General features: G+C 71.7%; 19 protein-coding genes and 1 pseudogene. 15 read left to right on the top strand and 5 right to left on the bottom strand.

Going from position 1 to position 15,203, the window contains the following annotated elements:
* The first annotated feature begins 178 nt into the window (after nucleotides 1–178).
* The 8 genes from QIS99_RS19125 to ygfZ all read left to right on the top strand — a co-directional run bounded on the left by QIS99_RS19125 (nucleotide 179) and on the right by ygfZ (nucleotide 5,539).
* Nucleotides 179–913, top strand: coding sequence for an LmeA family phospholipid-binding protein (locus QIS99_RS19125; protein ID WP_282514749.1), 735 nt, complete (start codon nucleotides 179–181; stop codon nucleotides 911–913).
* 328 nt (nucleotides 914–1,241) lie between these two features.
* A complete protein-coding gene (locus QIS99_RS32360; protein ID WP_351229977.1) occupies nucleotides 1,242–1,322 on the top strand; it encodes an Ms5788A family Cys-rich leader peptide in 81 nt (26 codons plus the stop codon).
* Between the two features lie 174 nt (nucleotides 1,323–1,496).
* On the top strand, nucleotides 1,497–2,339 hold the full coding sequence (locus tag QIS99_RS19120; RefSeq protein WP_282514748.1) for a sulfurtransferase: 843 nt from the start codon (nucleotides 1,497–1,499) through the stop codon (nucleotides 2,337–2,339).
* A 19-nt stretch (nucleotides 2,340–2,358) separates the two neighbouring features.
* Nucleotides 2,359–2,646: a DUF1416 domain-containing protein gene (locus QIS99_RS19115; RefSeq protein WP_282514747.1), complete on the top strand. Its 288-nt coding sequence runs from the start codon at nucleotides 2,359–2,361 to the stop codon at nucleotides 2,644–2,646.
* A gap of 184 nt (nucleotides 2,647–2,830) precedes the next feature.
* Nucleotides 2,831–3,088, top strand: a complete 258-nt coding sequence (locus QIS99_RS19110; RefSeq protein ID WP_282514759.1) for a DUF3099 domain-containing protein — start codon at nucleotides 2,831–2,833, stop codon at nucleotides 3,086–3,088.
* Between the two features lie 320 nt (nucleotides 3,089–3,408).
* The gene (locus tag QIS99_RS19105; protein WP_282514746.1) at nucleotides 3,409–3,981 is read left to right on the top strand and encodes an FABP family protein; all 573 of its coding nucleotides are present in this window, start codon (nucleotides 3,409–3,411) and stop codon (nucleotides 3,979–3,981) included.
* Nucleotides 3,982–4,056: 75 nt separating this feature from the next.
* A complete protein-coding gene (locus QIS99_RS19100; protein WP_282514745.1) occupies nucleotides 4,057–4,539 on the top strand; it encodes a Fur family transcriptional regulator in 483 nt (160 codons plus the stop codon).
* A gap of 34 nt (nucleotides 4,540–4,573) precedes the next feature.
* On the top strand, nucleotides 4,574–5,539 hold the full coding sequence (gene ygfZ / locus QIS99_RS19095; RefSeq protein WP_282514744.1) for a CAF17-like 4Fe-4S cluster assembly/insertion protein YgfZ: 966 nt from the start codon (nucleotides 4,574–4,576) through the stop codon (nucleotides 5,537–5,539).
* Nucleotides 5,540–5,560: 21 nt separating this feature from the next.
* Here ygfZ and dtd read toward each other — a convergent pair whose 3' ends face one another.
* The gene (dtd, locus tag QIS99_RS19090) at nucleotides 5,561–5,986 is read right to left on the bottom strand and encodes a D-aminoacyl-tRNA deacylase (RefSeq protein ID WP_282514743.1); all 426 of its coding nucleotides are present in this window, start codon (nucleotides 5,984–5,986) and stop codon (nucleotides 5,561–5,563) included.
* Nucleotides 5,987–6,210: 224 nt separating this feature from the next.
* Between dtd and QIS99_RS19085 the strand changes: the two genes are divergently transcribed.
* From QIS99_RS19085 to QIS99_RS19075, 3 genes and pseudogenes are all read left to right on the top strand, one after another.
* Nucleotides 6,211–6,822, top strand: a complete 612-nt coding sequence (locus QIS99_RS19085) for an RsiG family protein (RefSeq protein ID WP_282514742.1) — start codon at nucleotides 6,211–6,213, stop codon at nucleotides 6,820–6,822.
* Nucleotides 6,823–6,876: 54 nt separating this feature from the next.
* Nucleotides 6,877–7,857 (top strand): asparaginase, encoded by a 981-nt coding sequence (locus QIS99_RS19080; protein ID WP_282514741.1) that lies wholly within the window; start codon nucleotides 6,877–6,879, stop codon nucleotides 7,855–7,857.
* A 43-nt stretch (nucleotides 7,858–7,900) separates the two neighbouring features.
* A pseudogene (locus tag QIS99_RS19075) lies at nucleotides 7,901–8,154 on the top strand (GNAT family N-acetyltransferase); the annotation flags it as partial.
* An 80-nt stretch (nucleotides 8,155–8,234) separates the two neighbouring features.
* On the opposite strand, the gene QIS99_RS19070 reads toward QIS99_RS19075, so the two are convergent.
* Nucleotides 8,235–8,426 (bottom strand): hypothetical protein, encoded by a 192-nt coding sequence (locus QIS99_RS19070; RefSeq protein ID WP_282514740.1) that lies wholly within the window; start codon nucleotides 8,424–8,426, stop codon nucleotides 8,235–8,237.
* A 159-nt stretch (nucleotides 8,427–8,585) separates the two neighbouring features.
* Between QIS99_RS19070 and QIS99_RS19065 the strand changes: the two genes are divergently transcribed.
* The 3 genes from QIS99_RS19065 (at nucleotide 8,586) to QIS99_RS19055 (ending at nucleotide 11,676) form a co-directional block, all read left to right on the top strand.
* Nucleotides 8,586–9,479: a GntR family transcriptional regulator gene (locus tag QIS99_RS19065; RefSeq protein WP_408909587.1), complete on the top strand. Its 894-nt coding sequence runs from the start codon at nucleotides 8,586–8,588 to the stop codon at nucleotides 9,477–9,479.
* On the top strand, nucleotides 9,480–10,253 hold the full coding sequence (locus tag QIS99_RS19060) for an HAD family hydrolase (protein ID WP_349017309.1): 774 nt from the start codon (nucleotides 9,480–9,482) through the stop codon (nucleotides 10,251–10,253).
* A 241-nt stretch (nucleotides 10,254–10,494) separates the two neighbouring features.
* Nucleotides 10,495–11,676, top strand: coding sequence for a phosphotransferase (locus tag QIS99_RS19055; protein ID WP_282514738.1), 1,182 nt, complete (start codon nucleotides 10,495–10,497; stop codon nucleotides 11,674–11,676).
* 7 nt (nucleotides 11,677–11,683) lie between these two features.
* Here QIS99_RS19055 and QIS99_RS19050 read toward each other — a convergent pair whose 3' ends face one another.
* Nucleotides 11,684–12,460: an ABC transporter permease gene (locus tag QIS99_RS19050; protein ID WP_282514737.1), complete on the bottom strand. Its 777-nt coding sequence runs from the start codon at nucleotides 12,458–12,460 to the stop codon at nucleotides 11,684–11,686.
* Nucleotides 12,453–13,490 (bottom strand): ATP-binding cassette domain-containing protein, encoded by a 1,038-nt coding sequence (locus QIS99_RS19045; RefSeq protein ID WP_282514736.1) that lies wholly within the window; start codon nucleotides 13,488–13,490, stop codon nucleotides 12,453–12,455. Before QIS99_RS19045 ends, QIS99_RS19050 begins: the two co-directional genes overlap by 8 nt.
* A gap of 100 nt (nucleotides 13,491–13,590) precedes the next feature.
* On the opposite strand from QIS99_RS19045, the gene QIS99_RS19040 reads away from it, so the two are divergent.
* The gene (locus QIS99_RS19040; protein ID WP_282514735.1) at nucleotides 13,591–14,370 is read left to right on the top strand and encodes a TetR/AcrR family transcriptional regulator; all 780 of its coding nucleotides are present in this window, start codon (nucleotides 13,591–13,593) and stop codon (nucleotides 14,368–14,370) included.
* Between the two features lie 126 nt (nucleotides 14,371–14,496).
* Here QIS99_RS19040 and QIS99_RS19035 read toward each other — a convergent pair whose 3' ends face one another.
* Entirely contained in the window at nucleotides 14,497–15,156 is a 660-nt protein-coding gene (locus QIS99_RS19035) for a TetR/AcrR family transcriptional regulator (RefSeq protein WP_282514734.1), read from the bottom strand.
* Nucleotides 15,157–15,203: the final 47 nt, after the last annotated feature.

Below are 15,203 nucleotides of genomic sequence, written 5' to 3'. Positions count from 1 at the left end.
GGGCCGGACAGGCCCTGGGCACGGCAGGACGCGAGCGGCAGGAACTGCCCTGCCTGTCACAGCTCTTCGACAGGTCCCCCGTCGCACTTCCACCTGGAACCCGAGGCGGGGGACCGGTCGTTTAGGCTCGCGAACGTCCGTACCGGCGGGGGAACTTCATGGGGGGAAGCACCGAACCATGCGTGCACTGCGAATACTTCTGATCACCGTCATCGTGCTCGGCGGCCTGTTCATCGCTGCCGACCGGATCGCCGTCGGCTACGCCGAGGACAAGGTCGCCGCGAAGCTGCGTGCCGCCGAGGGGCTGGAGAAGGACCCCGAGGTGACGATCGAGGGCTTCCCGTTCCTCACCCAGGTCCTGGCAGGCGAGCTCGACGACGTGGCCATCGGGATCGACGGCATGGAGGCCTCCAACGGCGGAAGCAAGATGACGATCGCCGAGCTGGACGCGCAGATGCACGGCGTCGCGTTCTCCTCCGACTACAGCTCCGCGACCGCATCTGAAGCCACCGGCTCCGCCCGGATCTCGTACGACGAGCTGTTGAAGGCCGCCAAGGTCGAGCCCGTCGAGGTCGCCCCCGGCGTGACGGCGAAGGTGGTGGGCCTCTCCGACGGCGGCAACGGCAAGATCAAGGTGTCGGTCCAGGCGACCGTCCTCGGCCAGACCCTGCCGGAGCCCGTCGAGGTGGTCAGCTCGGCGAACGTGGAGGGCGGCAAGACCGTGCAGGTGCACGCCGACAAGCTGCCGAAGCTGGGCGCCGTGCCGGTCGCCGAGCAGCGGATGCGGCAGATCACCGACTTCCAGCAGGTGGTCGACGGACTGCCCGCGGGGATCGAGCTGGACAAGGTCGAGGCGCAGAAGGACGGCGTGCGGATCACCGTGACCGGGTCGGACGTGAAGCTGGCCGGATAGCGGATAGGTACGGCAGGACCCCGTACGGCCCGTCTCCTGGCCCGGACAGGCCCCGCAAGGCCCGCAAGGCCCCGCAAGGCCCCACAAGGCCCCACAAGGTCTGCAAGGTCCGCAAGGCCCGAGAGGCCCCATCTCTCTGGTTGAACAGGGGGTGGTCCGGATGCCGAGACGAACCCGTCCGGAAAATCGATGTGACCGGTGCCGCAGCCGCCCCGGAGCCCGTTCCCGCGGGCCCCGGGGCGGCTTTCGTATCGCTATGCGGACGATCGAGTCTCAAAATACGACACGCCGGTGACATGGCCGCCAATCCCTCCCTACGATCGACGGCATGAAGCGACAGGCGGATCTCACGAAGCGGCGGGCAGTAGACCTGTGCCGCGTCGCCGCCATGCTCTGTCGCCCCGTCTGAGCGGGAGCTCCAACTCCCGTATCCCCCGGGCCCTCCGACGTCGAACCGACGTCCCACCGGGCCGCCCCCCCGTGCCGCGTACGCCGCGCCGCCGCCGCGTACCCCGCGCCCGCACGCACCATCCCTCGCGCACCACGCACCACCCCGCCGCAACTGCCCCGGAGGAGAAACAGCATGAGCCGCAGCGACGTCCTGGTTGACGCCGACTGGGTCGAGGCCAACCTCGACAACCCGCAGGTCGTCGTAGTCGAGGTCGACGAGGACACCTCGGCGTACGACAAGAACCACATCAAGAACGCGATCCGCATCGACTGGACCAAGGACCTGCAGGACCCGGTCCGTCGTGACTTCATCGACCAGGAGGGCTTCGAGAAGCTCCTGTCGGCGAAGGGCATCGCCAACGACTCCACCGTCGTCCTCTACGGCGGCAACAACAACTGGTTCGCGTCCTACGCCTACTGGTACTTCAAGCTCTACGGCCACCAGGACGTGAAGCTCCTCGACGGCGGCCGCAAGAAGTGGGAGCTCGACTCCCGCGACCTGGTCGACGGCGCCGAGGTCCCGGCCCGCCCGGCCACCGAGTACCAGGCCAAGGCGCAGGACACCTCGATCCGTGCCTTCCGCGACGACGCCGTGAACGCGATCGGCTCGCAGAACCTCGTCGACGTCCGCTCGCCCGACGAGTTCTCCGGCAAGCTCCTCGCCCCGGCCCACCTCCCGCAGGAGCAGTCGCAGCGCCCCGGCCACGTGCCGAGCGCCCGCAACATCCCGTGGTCGAAGAACGCCAACGACGACGGCACGTTCAAGTCGGACGACGAGCTCAAGGCCCTCTACGAGGACGAGCAGGTGGACCTCGCCAAGGACACCATCGCGTACTGCCGCATCGGTGAGCGCTCGGCCCTGACCTGGTTCGTCCTGCACGAGCTGCTCGGCGTCGAGAACGTCAAGAACTACGACGGCTCGTGGACGGAGTACGGCTCCCTCGTGGGCGTCCCGATCGAGCTCGGCTCCAACTGAACCAGGAGGACAGTGACTTATGTGTGGAGCACAGGTCGGCGGCCCGGACGCCGCGACGATCAAGCCCGGTGAGACCACCATCCAGGGCCAGGTGACCCGCGACGGCGAGCCCGTCACCGGTTACGTGCGCCTCCTGGACTCGACCGGCGAGTTCACCGCCGAGGTCCCGACCTCCGCGACCGGACAGTTCCGCTTCTATGCGGCCGAAGGCACCTGGACGCTGCGCGCCCTCGTGCCCGGCGGCACGGCGGACCGCACGGTTGTCGCGCAGACCGGCGGCCTCGCCGAGGTCGCCATCGCCGTCTGACGCACGGCACCGTTTGAACGGCCGGAGGGCCGCACCCCTGGGGGTTGGACGCCATACCAGGACACGGGTGCGGTCCTCCGGCTTCATGCTGTCCGCGTACGGCCTGTCCGCGTACGGCCTGTCCGCGTACGGCCTGTCCGCGTACGGCCTGTCCGTGTACGGCGGCCGGTTCTACCCTGGACGTATGTACGCGCGCAGGCGGCACGTCTACTTCGCCATGATGGGCACCTGCCTCGGCCTCTTCGTCCTGGCGTGGTCCGTCGTACGCCTCTGGTCGATCCCCGTCGCCGTCGGCATGTGCGTCGTCGCCATGGTCATCCCGCCGCTCGCCGCGATCGTCGCCAACCGGCGCGGGCCGGACGACCGCTGGTGGGACGACCCCAGCGGCGACCCGAAGTCCGACGAGTGGTGGGACGAGCTGGACGGCAAGCGCCGCAAGTAGCACGCATCGCCCCGTCGCCCCGTCGCCCCGTCGCCCCGTCGCCCCGTCGCCCCGTAGCCCCGTAGCCCCGTGGCCCCGAAGAGAACGACCTCACAGAGAACGACAAAGGCAGGCGGACTAAGCTGGGGCGCGGCCCCGTCCCGCTCATCCCCCTCATCGAGGAGCATCCCGTGCTTGAGGCATTCTTCTCAGCCCTGCTGGTTCTGGTCTGCGTCGGCGTTCTCGCGTTCGCCGGTCTGACCGTGAAGAAGCTGTACCAGGGTCAGCGCTGACCTTCCGCGTGACGACCGCTTCCCCGACACAGATCGCCTGAGTACCCCATGATCGAGATCCCGTCCGACCTCCACCCGGACCTCGTGCCCCTCACGTTCCTGCTCGGCAACTGGGCCGGCGCGGGCGTGCACGACTTCCCGGGCAGCGAGAAGTGCAACTTCGGCCAGGAAGTCAGCTTCAGCCACGACGGCCGGGACTTCCTGGAGTACCGCTCCCACACCTGGGTGCTCGACTCCGACGGCAACAAGGTGAGGCCCCTTGAGTCCGAGTCCGGCTTCTGGCGGGTCGGCAAGGACCGCAAGGTCGAGGTCGTGATGGTCCGCGACGACGGTGTCGTCGAGGTCTGGTACGGCGAGCTGGCCGACAAGAAGCCGCAGATCGACCTGGCCACCGACGCCGTCGCCCGCACCGCGGCCTCCGGCCCGTACAGCGGCGGCAAGCGGCTCTACGGCTACGTGAACAGCGACCTGATGTGGGTCGGCGAGAAGCAGACGCCCGAGGTGCCGCTGCGGCCGTACATGTCGGCGCAGCTGAAGAAGGTCGTCTCGCCCGAGGACGTCGCCGACATGGCCCGGAACCTCGGGGACCTGCCGGACGACGGCATCGCGTTCTTCAAGTAGGGCGCAGCCCCCGGTCCGCTGTGGGCGGAGCCGGTGCCTGGGACCAGGTGACCGGCCCCGCCTACACTTGACCGCGTGGTGAGCACCGACTGGAAGAGTGACCTCAGACAGCGCGGCTACCGGCTGACGCCGCAGCGTCAGCTCGTCCTCGAAGCCGTCGACACCCTGGAGCACGCGACCCCGGACGACATCCTCGTCGAGGTCCGCAGGACCGCCTCCGGGGTCAACATCTCCACGGTCTACCGCACCCTGGAGCTCCTGGAGGAGCTGGGCCTGGTCAGCCACGCGCACCTCGGGCACGGGGCGCCCACGTACCACCTCGCCGACCGGCACCACCACATCCACCTGGTCTGCCGGGACTGCACCGGCGTCGTGGAGGCGGACGTCGAGGTCGCCGCCGAGTTCATCGAGAAGCTCCGTACGACCTTCGACTTCGACACCGACATGAAGCACTTCGCGATCTTCGGGCGCTGCGGGGAGTGCACCAGGGCCGGTACGGGTTCCTCCGCCGGTACGGGTTCCTCCGCCGGTACGGATTCCTCCCCGGACGGGGAATAAGACCGGCTGTCAACGAGTCGTAGTCTGAGTGGATATGAAGAGCCCCCTGCTGTCCCTGCCCGGTGCCGTCCCCGCCGAAGGCGTCGACGAAGGAGTCGCCGCGCACTACGGCGAGCTGTACCGAGAGCAGCGCGCCCTCGCCGACGGCGCCGGCTTCGTCGACCTCTCGCACCGCGGGGTCATCGCGGTCACCGGCGACGACCGGCTCAGCTGGCTGCACCTGCTGCTCACCCAGCACGTCAGCGATCTGCCCCCAGGCCAGGCCACGGAAGCCCTGATCCTCTCCGCCCACGGCCACATCGAGCACGCCCTGTACCTCGTCGACGACGGCACGACGGTCTGGGCGCACGTGGAGCCGGGCACCCAGGACGAGCTGCTCGCGTACCTGGAGTCGATGAAGTTCTTCTACCGCGTCGAAGTCGCCGACCGCACCGAGGAGTTCGCGGTCGTGCACCTCCCGGCCGGCTCCATCGCCCCGGCCCCCGACGGAGTCGTCGTACGCGAGACCGCGCACGGCCGCGACCTGTTCCTGCCGCGCGCGGAGCTTGAGGCGTACGCGGAGGCGAGCGGCCCGGCGATCGGTGTGCTCGCGCACGAGGCGCTGCGCGTGGAGGCGCACCGGCCGCGGCTCGGCTTCGAGACGGACCACCGTACGATCCCGCACGAGCTGGGCTGGATCGGCACCGCGGTCCACCTGCAGAAGGGCTGCTACCGAGGCCAGGAGACCGTCGCCCGCGTCCACAACCTGGGCAAGCCGCCGCGCCGCCTGGTCTTCCTGCACCTGGACGGCAGCGAGGTGCATCTGCCGGGGCGGGGTACGGAGGTCCGGCTCGCCGCCGAAGGCCCGGACGGGCGCAAGATCGGCTTCGTCACGACCTCGGCCCGCCACCACGAGCTGGGGCCGATCGCCCTCGCGCTGGTGAAGCGGAACGTTCCGGTGGACGCGGGGCTGCTCGTCGGTACGACTGCGGCGGCTCAGGAAGTCGTCGTCGAGCCGTAGCCGCACGGCGGGGTGAGGGCCTCACATCTCAAGCAGCACCGTGAACGGGCCGTCGTTCGTCAGGGACACCCGCATCTGCGCCCCGAACCGGCCCGTCGCCACGGTCGCGCCGAGTGCTCGCAGCTGCGCCACGACCTCCTCGACCAGCGGCTCGGCCACGTCGCCCGGTGCCGCCGCGTTCCAGGTGGGGCGGCGGCCCTTGCGGGCGTCGCCGTACAGGGTGAACTGGCTGATCACGAGCAGCGGCGCGTCGATGTCGCTGCACGACTTCTCGCCGTCGAGCATCCGCAACGACCAGAGTTTGCGGGCCAGTTGGGCCGCCTTCTCCTTCGTGTCCTCGTGCGTCACGCCGACCAGGACGCACAGGCCCTCGCCCGTGATCTCCCCGACCGTCTCTCCCGCTACGACGACGCTCGCGCCGTCCACCCTCTGCACCACTGCTCGCATGCCGTCCATGATGCCGTGCGCCCGCGGGCCGGTGAGCGGCCGCCCGTCCGGTCCCGTTCTCGCGCGTACTTCCGGGCCGTTTCCGACATCCGCCACCTAACGCCATACGGCTATCCGGGGCCGATCGAGTGCACTCCGCCCCAACTCGGGCACGAAGGGTGGCATTCTGCTGCCCAGCGGCGCGCCCGTGGCGCCCCGCACCGGTCGAGGGGACGGTCAACAGCATGAACAGCACGTCGAGCACCGCGGGCCAGCCGCCGGGGCCCGTACCGTCGGCACGCGCCCGTACGAGTACGCCCCGCCCGCCCGCACAGCGGACCGGGGACCGGCTTCCCGAGCTGCCCGAACACGATCTGGCGCTGCTCCGGCTGCCCGAGGTGCGGGCCCTGCGCCGCACCTCGCAGCAGGACGAGGCCGACCTCAGCTATGTGCGGCGGCTGCTCCAGGGCCGGATCGACATCCTCCGCGCCGAGCTGGCCCGGCGCCGGGACCCGGCCGCGCCGCCGCCCGGCCCGGACATGGTGGCCCGGCTCTCCGGAATCCTCACGGACACCCCGTCCCGGCACCGCACCTCGGCCCGGCACGTCACGGTCGGCACCCCGCACGGCGAGGAGTACCGCAGCCTGGCCGCCGAGATGCTCGCCGAGGTGGAGCTGTCCGACCTGGACGCCCGCACCGACGACGAGCTGCACGCCGGACTCGGCCGCCTCGTCCGGTACGAGCAGCAGGTCTCGCAGCGCCGCCAGCTCCTGCAGCACACGGCCGACGATTGCAGCGCCGAGATCGCCCGCAGGTACCGTGAAGGGGAAGCACAAGTAGACGACCTGCTCGCCTGACCGCCGGGACCCGGTGGGCGCGGGAGCGGGACCACCGGAAGGCATCCCCCCACGATGACGGCATCCGCCGGCGCCAGCGCCCCCTCGCAGCCCGCCATATCCCCGGTCCTCGCGGAGGTCGTGCGCTCCGGTTTCGTCGAGGGGCGGCACCGGGGCTCGCTGGTCCTCCTCGCGGCCGACGGCAGCGTCGAGCGCTCCGTGGGCGACGTCTCGGCCCCCGTCTTCCCGCGCTCCGCGAACAAGCCGATGCAGGCCGCCGCCCTGCTGCGCGCCGGGCTCGACCTCTCCGGCGAGCGGCTCGCCCTCGCCTCCGCCAGCCACTCCGGCGAACCCTTCCACCTGGACCTGGTCCGCACGATGATCGGCGAGTTCGGCCTCACCGAGTCCGCCCTGCAGTGCCCGCCCGACCTGCCCTTCGACCCGGTCGAGTCGGAGGCGTACCTGGCCGGCGGCGCCGTACGGGACCGGGTCGCCATGAACTGCTCCGGCAAGCACGCCGCGATGATCGCCGCCTGCGCCGGACAGGGCTGGGACCAGGAGTCCTACCTCGACCCGGGGCACCCGCTGCAGCAGCTGGTCCGCGAGGTCATCGAGGAGGTCGCGGGCGAGCCCGTCGCCGCGACCGGCACCGACGGCTGCGGTGCCCCGCTGATGGCGATCAGCCTCACCGGCCTCGCCCGCGCCTTCCGGCACTTCGTGCTCGCCGAGCCCGGCACGCCGGAGCGCCGGGTCGCGGACGCGATGCGGGCCCACCCCGAGTACGTCGCGGGCACCCGCCGCCCCGACACCTGGCTGATGCAGGCGGTGCCGGGCGTCCTGTCGAAGATGGGCGCCGAGGCGGTCCAGGCGGTGGCCCTGCCGGACGGCCGCGCGCTCGCGTTCAAGGTGGACGACGGCGGCCTCCGCGCGCTCGGCCCGATCCTGACCCGCGCCCTCGGTCTGCTCGACGTGGACGCCCCCGTCCTCACCCGCATCGGCGCGGCCCCACTGCTCGGCGGCGGGCGCGAGGTGGGGGAGATCCGCGCGGCGTTCTGAGGCACCGGCCGGGGTGGCGCGCTGAGGCGCAGGCCCGCTCGGGGACTGGCTGTGGGGGGTGCGCGCCCTGGATGTCGTACGGGCCCTGGAGGCGCGGACGTACGAAATGCCGGGCGCCCTCGTCGTCGAGGTGCGCGACCGGCATGGGTGGGCGGAGGGGTGCTACCGGCCAGAGGTCGGTGCGGGACGGGCGCGGGGCCTGTGCGGACCCGGGCCGAGGAACGGGCAGGCGCCGCCGCCGTTGCCGACGCGCTGCTGCGTACGCCCAGAAGTCCGTGGTGTCCGGATGTCCTCTGAGTCTGTTCGACTGAGTCCGTTCGACTGATTCCGTTCGACTGAGTCTGTTCGACTGAGTCCGTTGGTGCGTGCCGCGACGTTCAGGCCAGTGCCGGACCGGTGACCAGGACCGCGAGGACGACCGCGCCGAGCGAACTGCACGCGGCGTTCCTGGCCTTGACCCCGATGCTGAGCAACAGCATTCCTACGATTCCCAGCGGGCCGTACTGCCACTCGACGAGCTGCTCGAAGCCGATGACGAACGCGGCTCCCAGGATGGCGATGACGGGCATGGTGGATCCTCCTTCAGGTGGGAGGAGTTGGCGGTTAGGTGGTCCTAACTTGGAAAAGTTGGCTGCCAACTTCACTGTGGTTGTCCCCGATTGGTCGGGTTGGTTAAACAGTCTTCACAGAACTCCCCAGAGATGGTGGGGAGTTGTACCGTTTGGGGCGTGACCCAGGAGAGCGTGGCGGTGAACGGCAGAAAGCCCTCGCACAAGGACATAGCCGACGAACTCCGGCGGCGTATCCGCAGCGGAGCCGTGGCCGCGGGCAGCCGGATGCCGACCCAGGCCAAGCTCGCCGAGGAGTTCGGCGTCGAGCGCGGCGCGGTCCGGCAGGCGCTCGCGACCCTCGCGCAGGAGGGTCTGCTGGTGAACGTCTCCCGGGGCAGCCCGCCGGAGGTCGCCCTGCCGGGGCAGGACGAGGAGCCGCAGACCACGATGGTCGGCCTCGCCCCGCGCCTGGTCGACGCCTTCCAGGCCGAGCATGTGACCGTCGACGCGGTCTGCCTGACCTCCGAGACGCTGATGATGGGCCTGAGCGAACCCCTCCGGCTGATCTACGACGGCCGCATCCGCCCCGAATCGATCAGCGTGCGCGTCCTGCTCCCCAGCAGCCGCATCAACCTCGCCTTCCCCGTGCCCGCGGGCGAACCGTCCGAGCACGCCGCCGCCGCGGACGAGGCCGTCGACGAGCCGGTGCACAGCCGCTGGCTCGCCCAGCGCAACGCCCAGGGCCAGGTCCTGCGCCACAACCTCCGCGCCCTGCGGGCCAGTCACGGCATCGACGTCAAGGTGGAGTTCCGGGCCCTGCCGTTCACCCCGGCGATGAAGCTGTATCTCCTCAACGGCTCCGAGGCGTTGCTCGCGTACTACATGGTGACCAAGCGGGAGGAGGAGATCGACAGCGAGAAGATCCATATGTACGACGCGCTCGGCACCCAGTCCTTGCTCTTCTCCTTCGAGAGACCCGCGGGGCAGCGCGACGAGGCGTTCGTCGACGAGTCGCAGAAGTGGTTCGACGCGCTCTGGAACACCATCGCCCGTACCCTGACACTCTCTTAGGTGACTTCCGATACGGCGCCGGACGGGCGGGTGGGGCAAGTGATCGAGAACGCCCAGGGTTTGCAGGTCCCGCGGGACCTGCGCGAGGTGATCACGCGCGCGGAGTGCGTTCTCTTCGACTTCGACGGCCCGATCTGCCGTCTGTACGCGAACCATGACGCCCAGACCGTCGTGGACAACCTCGTCGCCTGGCTCACGGACCAGGGTGCGGCCGGACTCCTCACGGCGGACGAGCGGGACTCCGCCGACCCGCACGCCGTGCTGCGCGCCGTGCACCGCGCCCGCCCCGGCAGCTCCCTGGAGGCGGACCTGGAGGCGAGGCTCACCGAGGAGGAGCTGCACGCCGCGGCGCGCGCCTTCCCCACCCCGTACGTGGACCGGCTGATCCGCACCTGGAACGCCTCCGGCGCCCGGCTCGCCGTCGCCACCAACAACGCGCCCGAGGCCGCCCGCCACTACGTCCACGGGCGCGGCGTCGCCGACTGCTTCGGCCCGCACATCCACGGCCGCCGCACCGAGCACGTCCACGCGCTGAAGCCCGACCCGGACTGTCTGCACCGCGCGCTCGGCTCCCTCGGCGCGCACCCGTCGAGGACGCTGATGATCGGCGACACCCCCGCGGACTACCTGGCCGCACGCGACGCGGGCGTGGCGTTCCTGGGGTACGGGCAGGACGAGCTCCGCCGGAAGAAGCTGCGCTCCGCGGGGGCGGAGCACGTGGTGGACTCGCTCGGGACCGTGCTGAAGGCGGTGTGGGCGGGGGCGCTGCTGTGAGCCGGAGAGCTGCGTGAGCCGGAGAGCTGCGTGAGCCGGAGCGCTGCTGCGGGGCGGGGCGGGGCGTCGCCGTGGGCGGGGGTGAGGGGTGACTGCCGCGGGCCCGGCGGCTTTCGTACGCGCGTACTGGGGATCCTCCTCCGCGCCGACAAGGCCGCTGCCGCGCCAGGTCGCAGCCGGGTGCGGTAGTAGCGTGAACCGCCACTGACCACCGGCATCGCCTCGGGCAAGAGAGCGGAGCATGTCCTCAGCCGAACCGGCCGCCGATCGTGCCGACCGCGCCGATCGTGCCGACCGCGCAGATCGCTCCGACCGCGCCGGGCACGCCGCCGGCACCCTCCTCGGCGGCGGCCACCCCATCGTGGGACCGCTCATGGGCCACCACCACGAGACCTACGTCCTGCGGCTGCCGGGGGCGGACGGCCGCTGGAAGATCCGGGAGCCCCGGTCCGGGGTGCTCCACGCCGACCGGCGGTGCTTCCACTCCGAGGAGGACGTGATCTGCGGCCTTGCCGAGCTCCCCGTCGGGCTTCCGGTGCCCGAGGTGCGCGAGGTCGGCGGCTGTCGGCTGCAACGGTTCGTCGAGGGCCGCACGCTCGCCGCGCTGACCGGCGCGGACGGCCGGGTGCCCGAGCGGTATGTCGATCAACTCATGCCTGTCTTCGGCGGGTTGGGGTCCGTACGGCCGGGCCTGCTGAACGTGGAGCGGAGCTGCGATCCGGCGGACCGCGCGGAGGACGGCGACACCACGTACTTCCTCGGCCGCCTCGTGCACTTCGCCGAGCACCGCGTGTACCGCGCGCAGCACGCCACGTACGGCTCGCTCTTCGCCGCGCTCGGCGTCCCCGACGACGCGCTCCGCCGGTACGCCGAGCGCCTCGGCACGCTCGCGCCCCGCCCGTTCTGCCTGCTCCACGGGGACCTGCACCGGGAGAACCTCGTCGTCGACCGGGACGACCGGCTCTGGGTGATCGACTGGGAGTTGGCGATGCTGGGCGATCCGCTCTACGACCTGGCGACCCACCTGTACCTGACGCGCTACCCGGCCGACCAGGAGCGGAGCGTCGTCGAGCGCTGGTGCACGGAGATCGAGCGGGTCCTGCCGGGCGGTTCGAAGGGGTACGAGGACGACCTGCCGCGGCTGCGCGCGTTCAAGTGCGTCCAGTCCGTCTGCACGGATGTGATCCGTACGGCCATGACGCTCTCGGAACGCCCCGAGGACCCTTCGGGGTCGGCCCGGGCCGCGGCGAAGCTGGTCCGCGTGCTCCGCGCGGCCCGGGCGCCCCTCGAACTCCCCACGGTGCCCGACGAGGTGGACGCCGAGGCGGCCCTGCGGGACTGGCTGAGCAACCTGGACTCCCTGGGCTCCCGGGGCTCCCGGGGCTCCCTGGACTCCCGGGGCTCCCTGGACTCCCTCGCCTAGACGTCGTCTAGGCGAGCACCCGGCGCCGGAACAGCAGCCCCGCCGCCGTCGTCGCGACCGCCGTGATGCCCGCGCACCAGGCGAGTGCCACCCAGCCCGTGGCGCCGATCGGCTGGCCGAGGAGGAGGCCGCGTACCGCCTCGATGACCTGGGTGACCGGCTGGCAGGTCGCGAAGCCCTGGAGCCAGGGCGGCATGGTGTCCGTGGGGACGAAGGCGCTGCTCGGGTACGGCAGGAAGCTGATGAAGAACGTGAAACCACCGGCCGCCTCCGGGGACCTGACGAGCAGGCCGACGGCGGCGGACAGCCAGGACAGCGCGGTGATGTAGGCGACGAGCAGCCCGATCGCGGCGAGCCAGCCGGCCGGGCTCGCCGCCGGGCGGAAGCCGATCGCGAAGGAGAGGGCGAAGACGAGGCTCGTCGCGAGCAGATTGCGGGCCGTGGAGGCCAGGACGTGCCCGGCGAGGATCGGGGTGCCGCCGATGTCGAGCGAGCGGAAGCGGTCGATGATGCCGCCCTTGAGGTCCTCGGTGACGGCCTGGGCGGTGCTTGCCGCGCCGAACCCGGCGCAGAGCAGCAGGACGCCGGGGACGACGTACGTCACGTACCACGTTCCGGTGCCGGTGTCGATGGCCCCGCCGAAGAAGTACACGAAGATCAGGAGCAGCAGCACCGGCAGGGCGAGGGCGGTGATGAGCGCGTCCACGTTGCGGCGGCTGAGGCGCAGGGAGCGGCCGGTCATGGTCAGGGCCTCGGAGGCTCCGGACAGGGCGGCTTCAGACATGGCTGGGCTCCTCGGCTCTCTGTCCGGCCGGGGCCGGGGCCGGGGCCGGTGTCGTACGGGTCAGCGTCAGGAAGACGTCGTCGAGGGTGGCCGTGTGCAGCGCGAACCGCTCGATGCCGGTGCCGTCCGGGTCCAGCGCGTCGAGGAGTGCCCGGACCTCGCGGGCGCCGCCGCCCGTGGGGAAGCCGAGGGTCCGGGTCTCGGGCGTGCGGTGCGCGGCTTGCGGGGCGAGGCGGTGGTACGCGGCCTCGGTGACGACGACGTCGAGACGGTGGTCGGCGACGCGCCGCTTCAGCTCGTCGGCGGTGCCCTCGGCGACCAGGGTCCCGCCGTCCAGGACGGAGATCCGGTCCGCGAGGCGGTCGGCCTCCTCCAGGTACTGGGTGGTCAGGAACACCGTGGTGCCCTGCGCCGAGAGGTCGCGGACCACCGTCCACAACTCCTGGCGGCTGCGCGGATCGAGGCCCGTCGTCGGCTCGTCCAGGAAGATCACCTCGGGCTGCCCGACCAGTGAGGCGGCCAGGTCGAGCCGCCGCCGCATGCCCCCGGAGTACGTCCTGACCAGCCGGTCGGCCGCGTACGACAGGTCGAAACGGTCGAGGAGTTCGGCGGCGCGGGCGCGGGCGGCGGCCCGGCCGGTGCGGGCGCTCCTCGACGTCCCGGCACCGGCGCGCGGCGTGAGGCGGGCCATCATCCGGAGGTTCTCGGCGCCGGTCTGCATCTCGTCGACGGCGGCGAACTGGCCGGTGAGGCTGATGGCCCGGCGTACTCGGGACCGCTCGGCGCGGACGTCGTGGCCGGCCACGGTCGCGCTGCCCGCGTCGGCCTCGGTGAGCGTGGCCAGGATGCGGACGGCGGTGGTCTTGCCCGCGCCGTTGGGGCCCAGCAGGGCGTGCACGGCGCCGCGCGGGACGGTCAGGTCGAGGCCGCGGAGCACTTCGACGTCCCGGTACGCCTTGCGCAGGCCGACGGCGCGGATGGCGGGTGGGGCAGGGGCAGGGCCAGAGGCAGGGCCAGGGGCAGGGCACATGGGTTCTCACTCCTCCCGTTCTGCGTAAGGCCTACGCAGTACTGTGTAAGGGTTACGCAGAACTAGGATGTGCGTCAAGCGGCCGGGAAGGAGGCGCGGGATGACGACGGAGGACGAGCGGACGGGACTGCCCGCGAGCCTCGCGACGGCCTGGGGGCTGCGGGAGCGCCCGGCGAAGGGCCCGAAGCCCGGCCTCACTCTGGACCGGATCGTCAGCACCGCCGTGCGCGTCGCGGCGGCCGACGGGGTGGGCGCGGTGTCGATGGGGCGCGTGGCCAAGGAGCTGGGCGTCTCGCCGATGTCCCTGTACCGGTACGTCGGAGCCAAGGACGAGCTCTACGTGCTGATGCAGGAAGCGGTCATGCCCGCGCCGCCGGAATCGCCCGAGCCGGGCGGCGACTGGCGTGACGGGCTGAGTCGTTGGGCGCGGGCCCAGCGCGCCGTCTTCCTCGACAACTTGTGGATCCTGCGCATCCCGATTTCGGGCCCGCCCGCGAGCCCCAGGTCGGTGGCGTGGATGGAGCAGGGGCTCGCGGCGCTCGACGGGACCGGGCTCGACGAGGGCGCCAAGCTGGGGGTGCTCGTGCTGGTCGGCGGGTTCGTCCGCAACGAGGCCATGCTCATGTCCGACCTGGACGCCGCGATCGTGGCGGGCGGCCGCACCTCCGCCGAGGTCATGACCCGCTACCGCCGCACCCTCACCGCCCTCACCGACCGCGACAGCCACCCGGCGGTCACACGGCTCCTCGACTCCGGCGTCCTGGAGCGACCGGAGGGCGGAGCGGACGAGGACTTCGAGTTCGGCCTGGGGTGCGTACTCGACGGGGTGGCGGCGCTGATCGCGCGGCAACGGGGTCCGGGCGCGGCGGACGCTTCCTAGGGGCCGTCTCCCCGTCCTGCTGGGGGCCGTCTCCCCGTCCTGCTGGGGGCCGTCTCCCCGTCCTGCTAGGGACCGTCTCCCCGTCCTGCTGGGGACCGTCTCCCCGGGAGGTCTGGCTTCCCGTTCTCACGCGTACGCCCCGAGCCCCGAACGGAGTTGGCCGAATCCGCGTTCTGCGGCCTCGACCGCGTCCGGGTAGAGCACGGCGGCGTGTTCTCCGGCGGCGATGCGCCGCCAGTTGGCCTCGGCCAGGATGCGCTGGACGGCCACGATCTGACCGGCCGCGAGCCGCGCCCCGTCGTCGCCGCCGAGTGCGGTGGCGAGTGACTCCTCGGCGCGGGACTGGTACGCGTACAGACGGGCGACCAGGGACGGCGTGCCGTAGATCAGGCGGTGGAAGGCGAGCACCTCGGGCTCGTCGCTGAGGCCCGTCACGGGGTCGCGCAGCCGCAGGCCGGCCAGGAAGTGCCGGCGCAGCGCGTCCAGCGGGGACTGCTGCGGGGCGCGCCCCGTGACGACGCGGCTCGCCTCGTCCTCGTGGTCCGCGAGCCGGTGCAGGGCCAGATCCTCCTTGGCCGGGAAGTACCGGAAGAGCGTCGGCTTGGAGATCTCCGCCGCCGCCGCGACCTCCGCCACCGACACCTTCTCGAAGCCCTTCTCCAGGAAGAGGGCGATCGCGGCGTCGGAGATCGCCTGGTAGGTCCGCTGCTTCTTGCGCTCGCGCAGCCCGCTCCCGGTGTCGGCGGGCAGGACCGGGCGTGCCGGGGGAGGGGGCGTACGGCTCATGAGGACAGCTTACGCGGTGAAACGCATCCCGGTCACAAACGTTACTC

The organism is Streptomyces solicavernae (genome assembly GCF_029968095.1).
Taxonomy (GTDB): Bacteria; Actinomycetota; Actinomycetes; order Streptomycetales; family Streptomycetaceae; genus Streptomyces; species Streptomyces solicavernae.
This window is presented reverse-complemented; position numbering and strand designations above follow the sequence as displayed.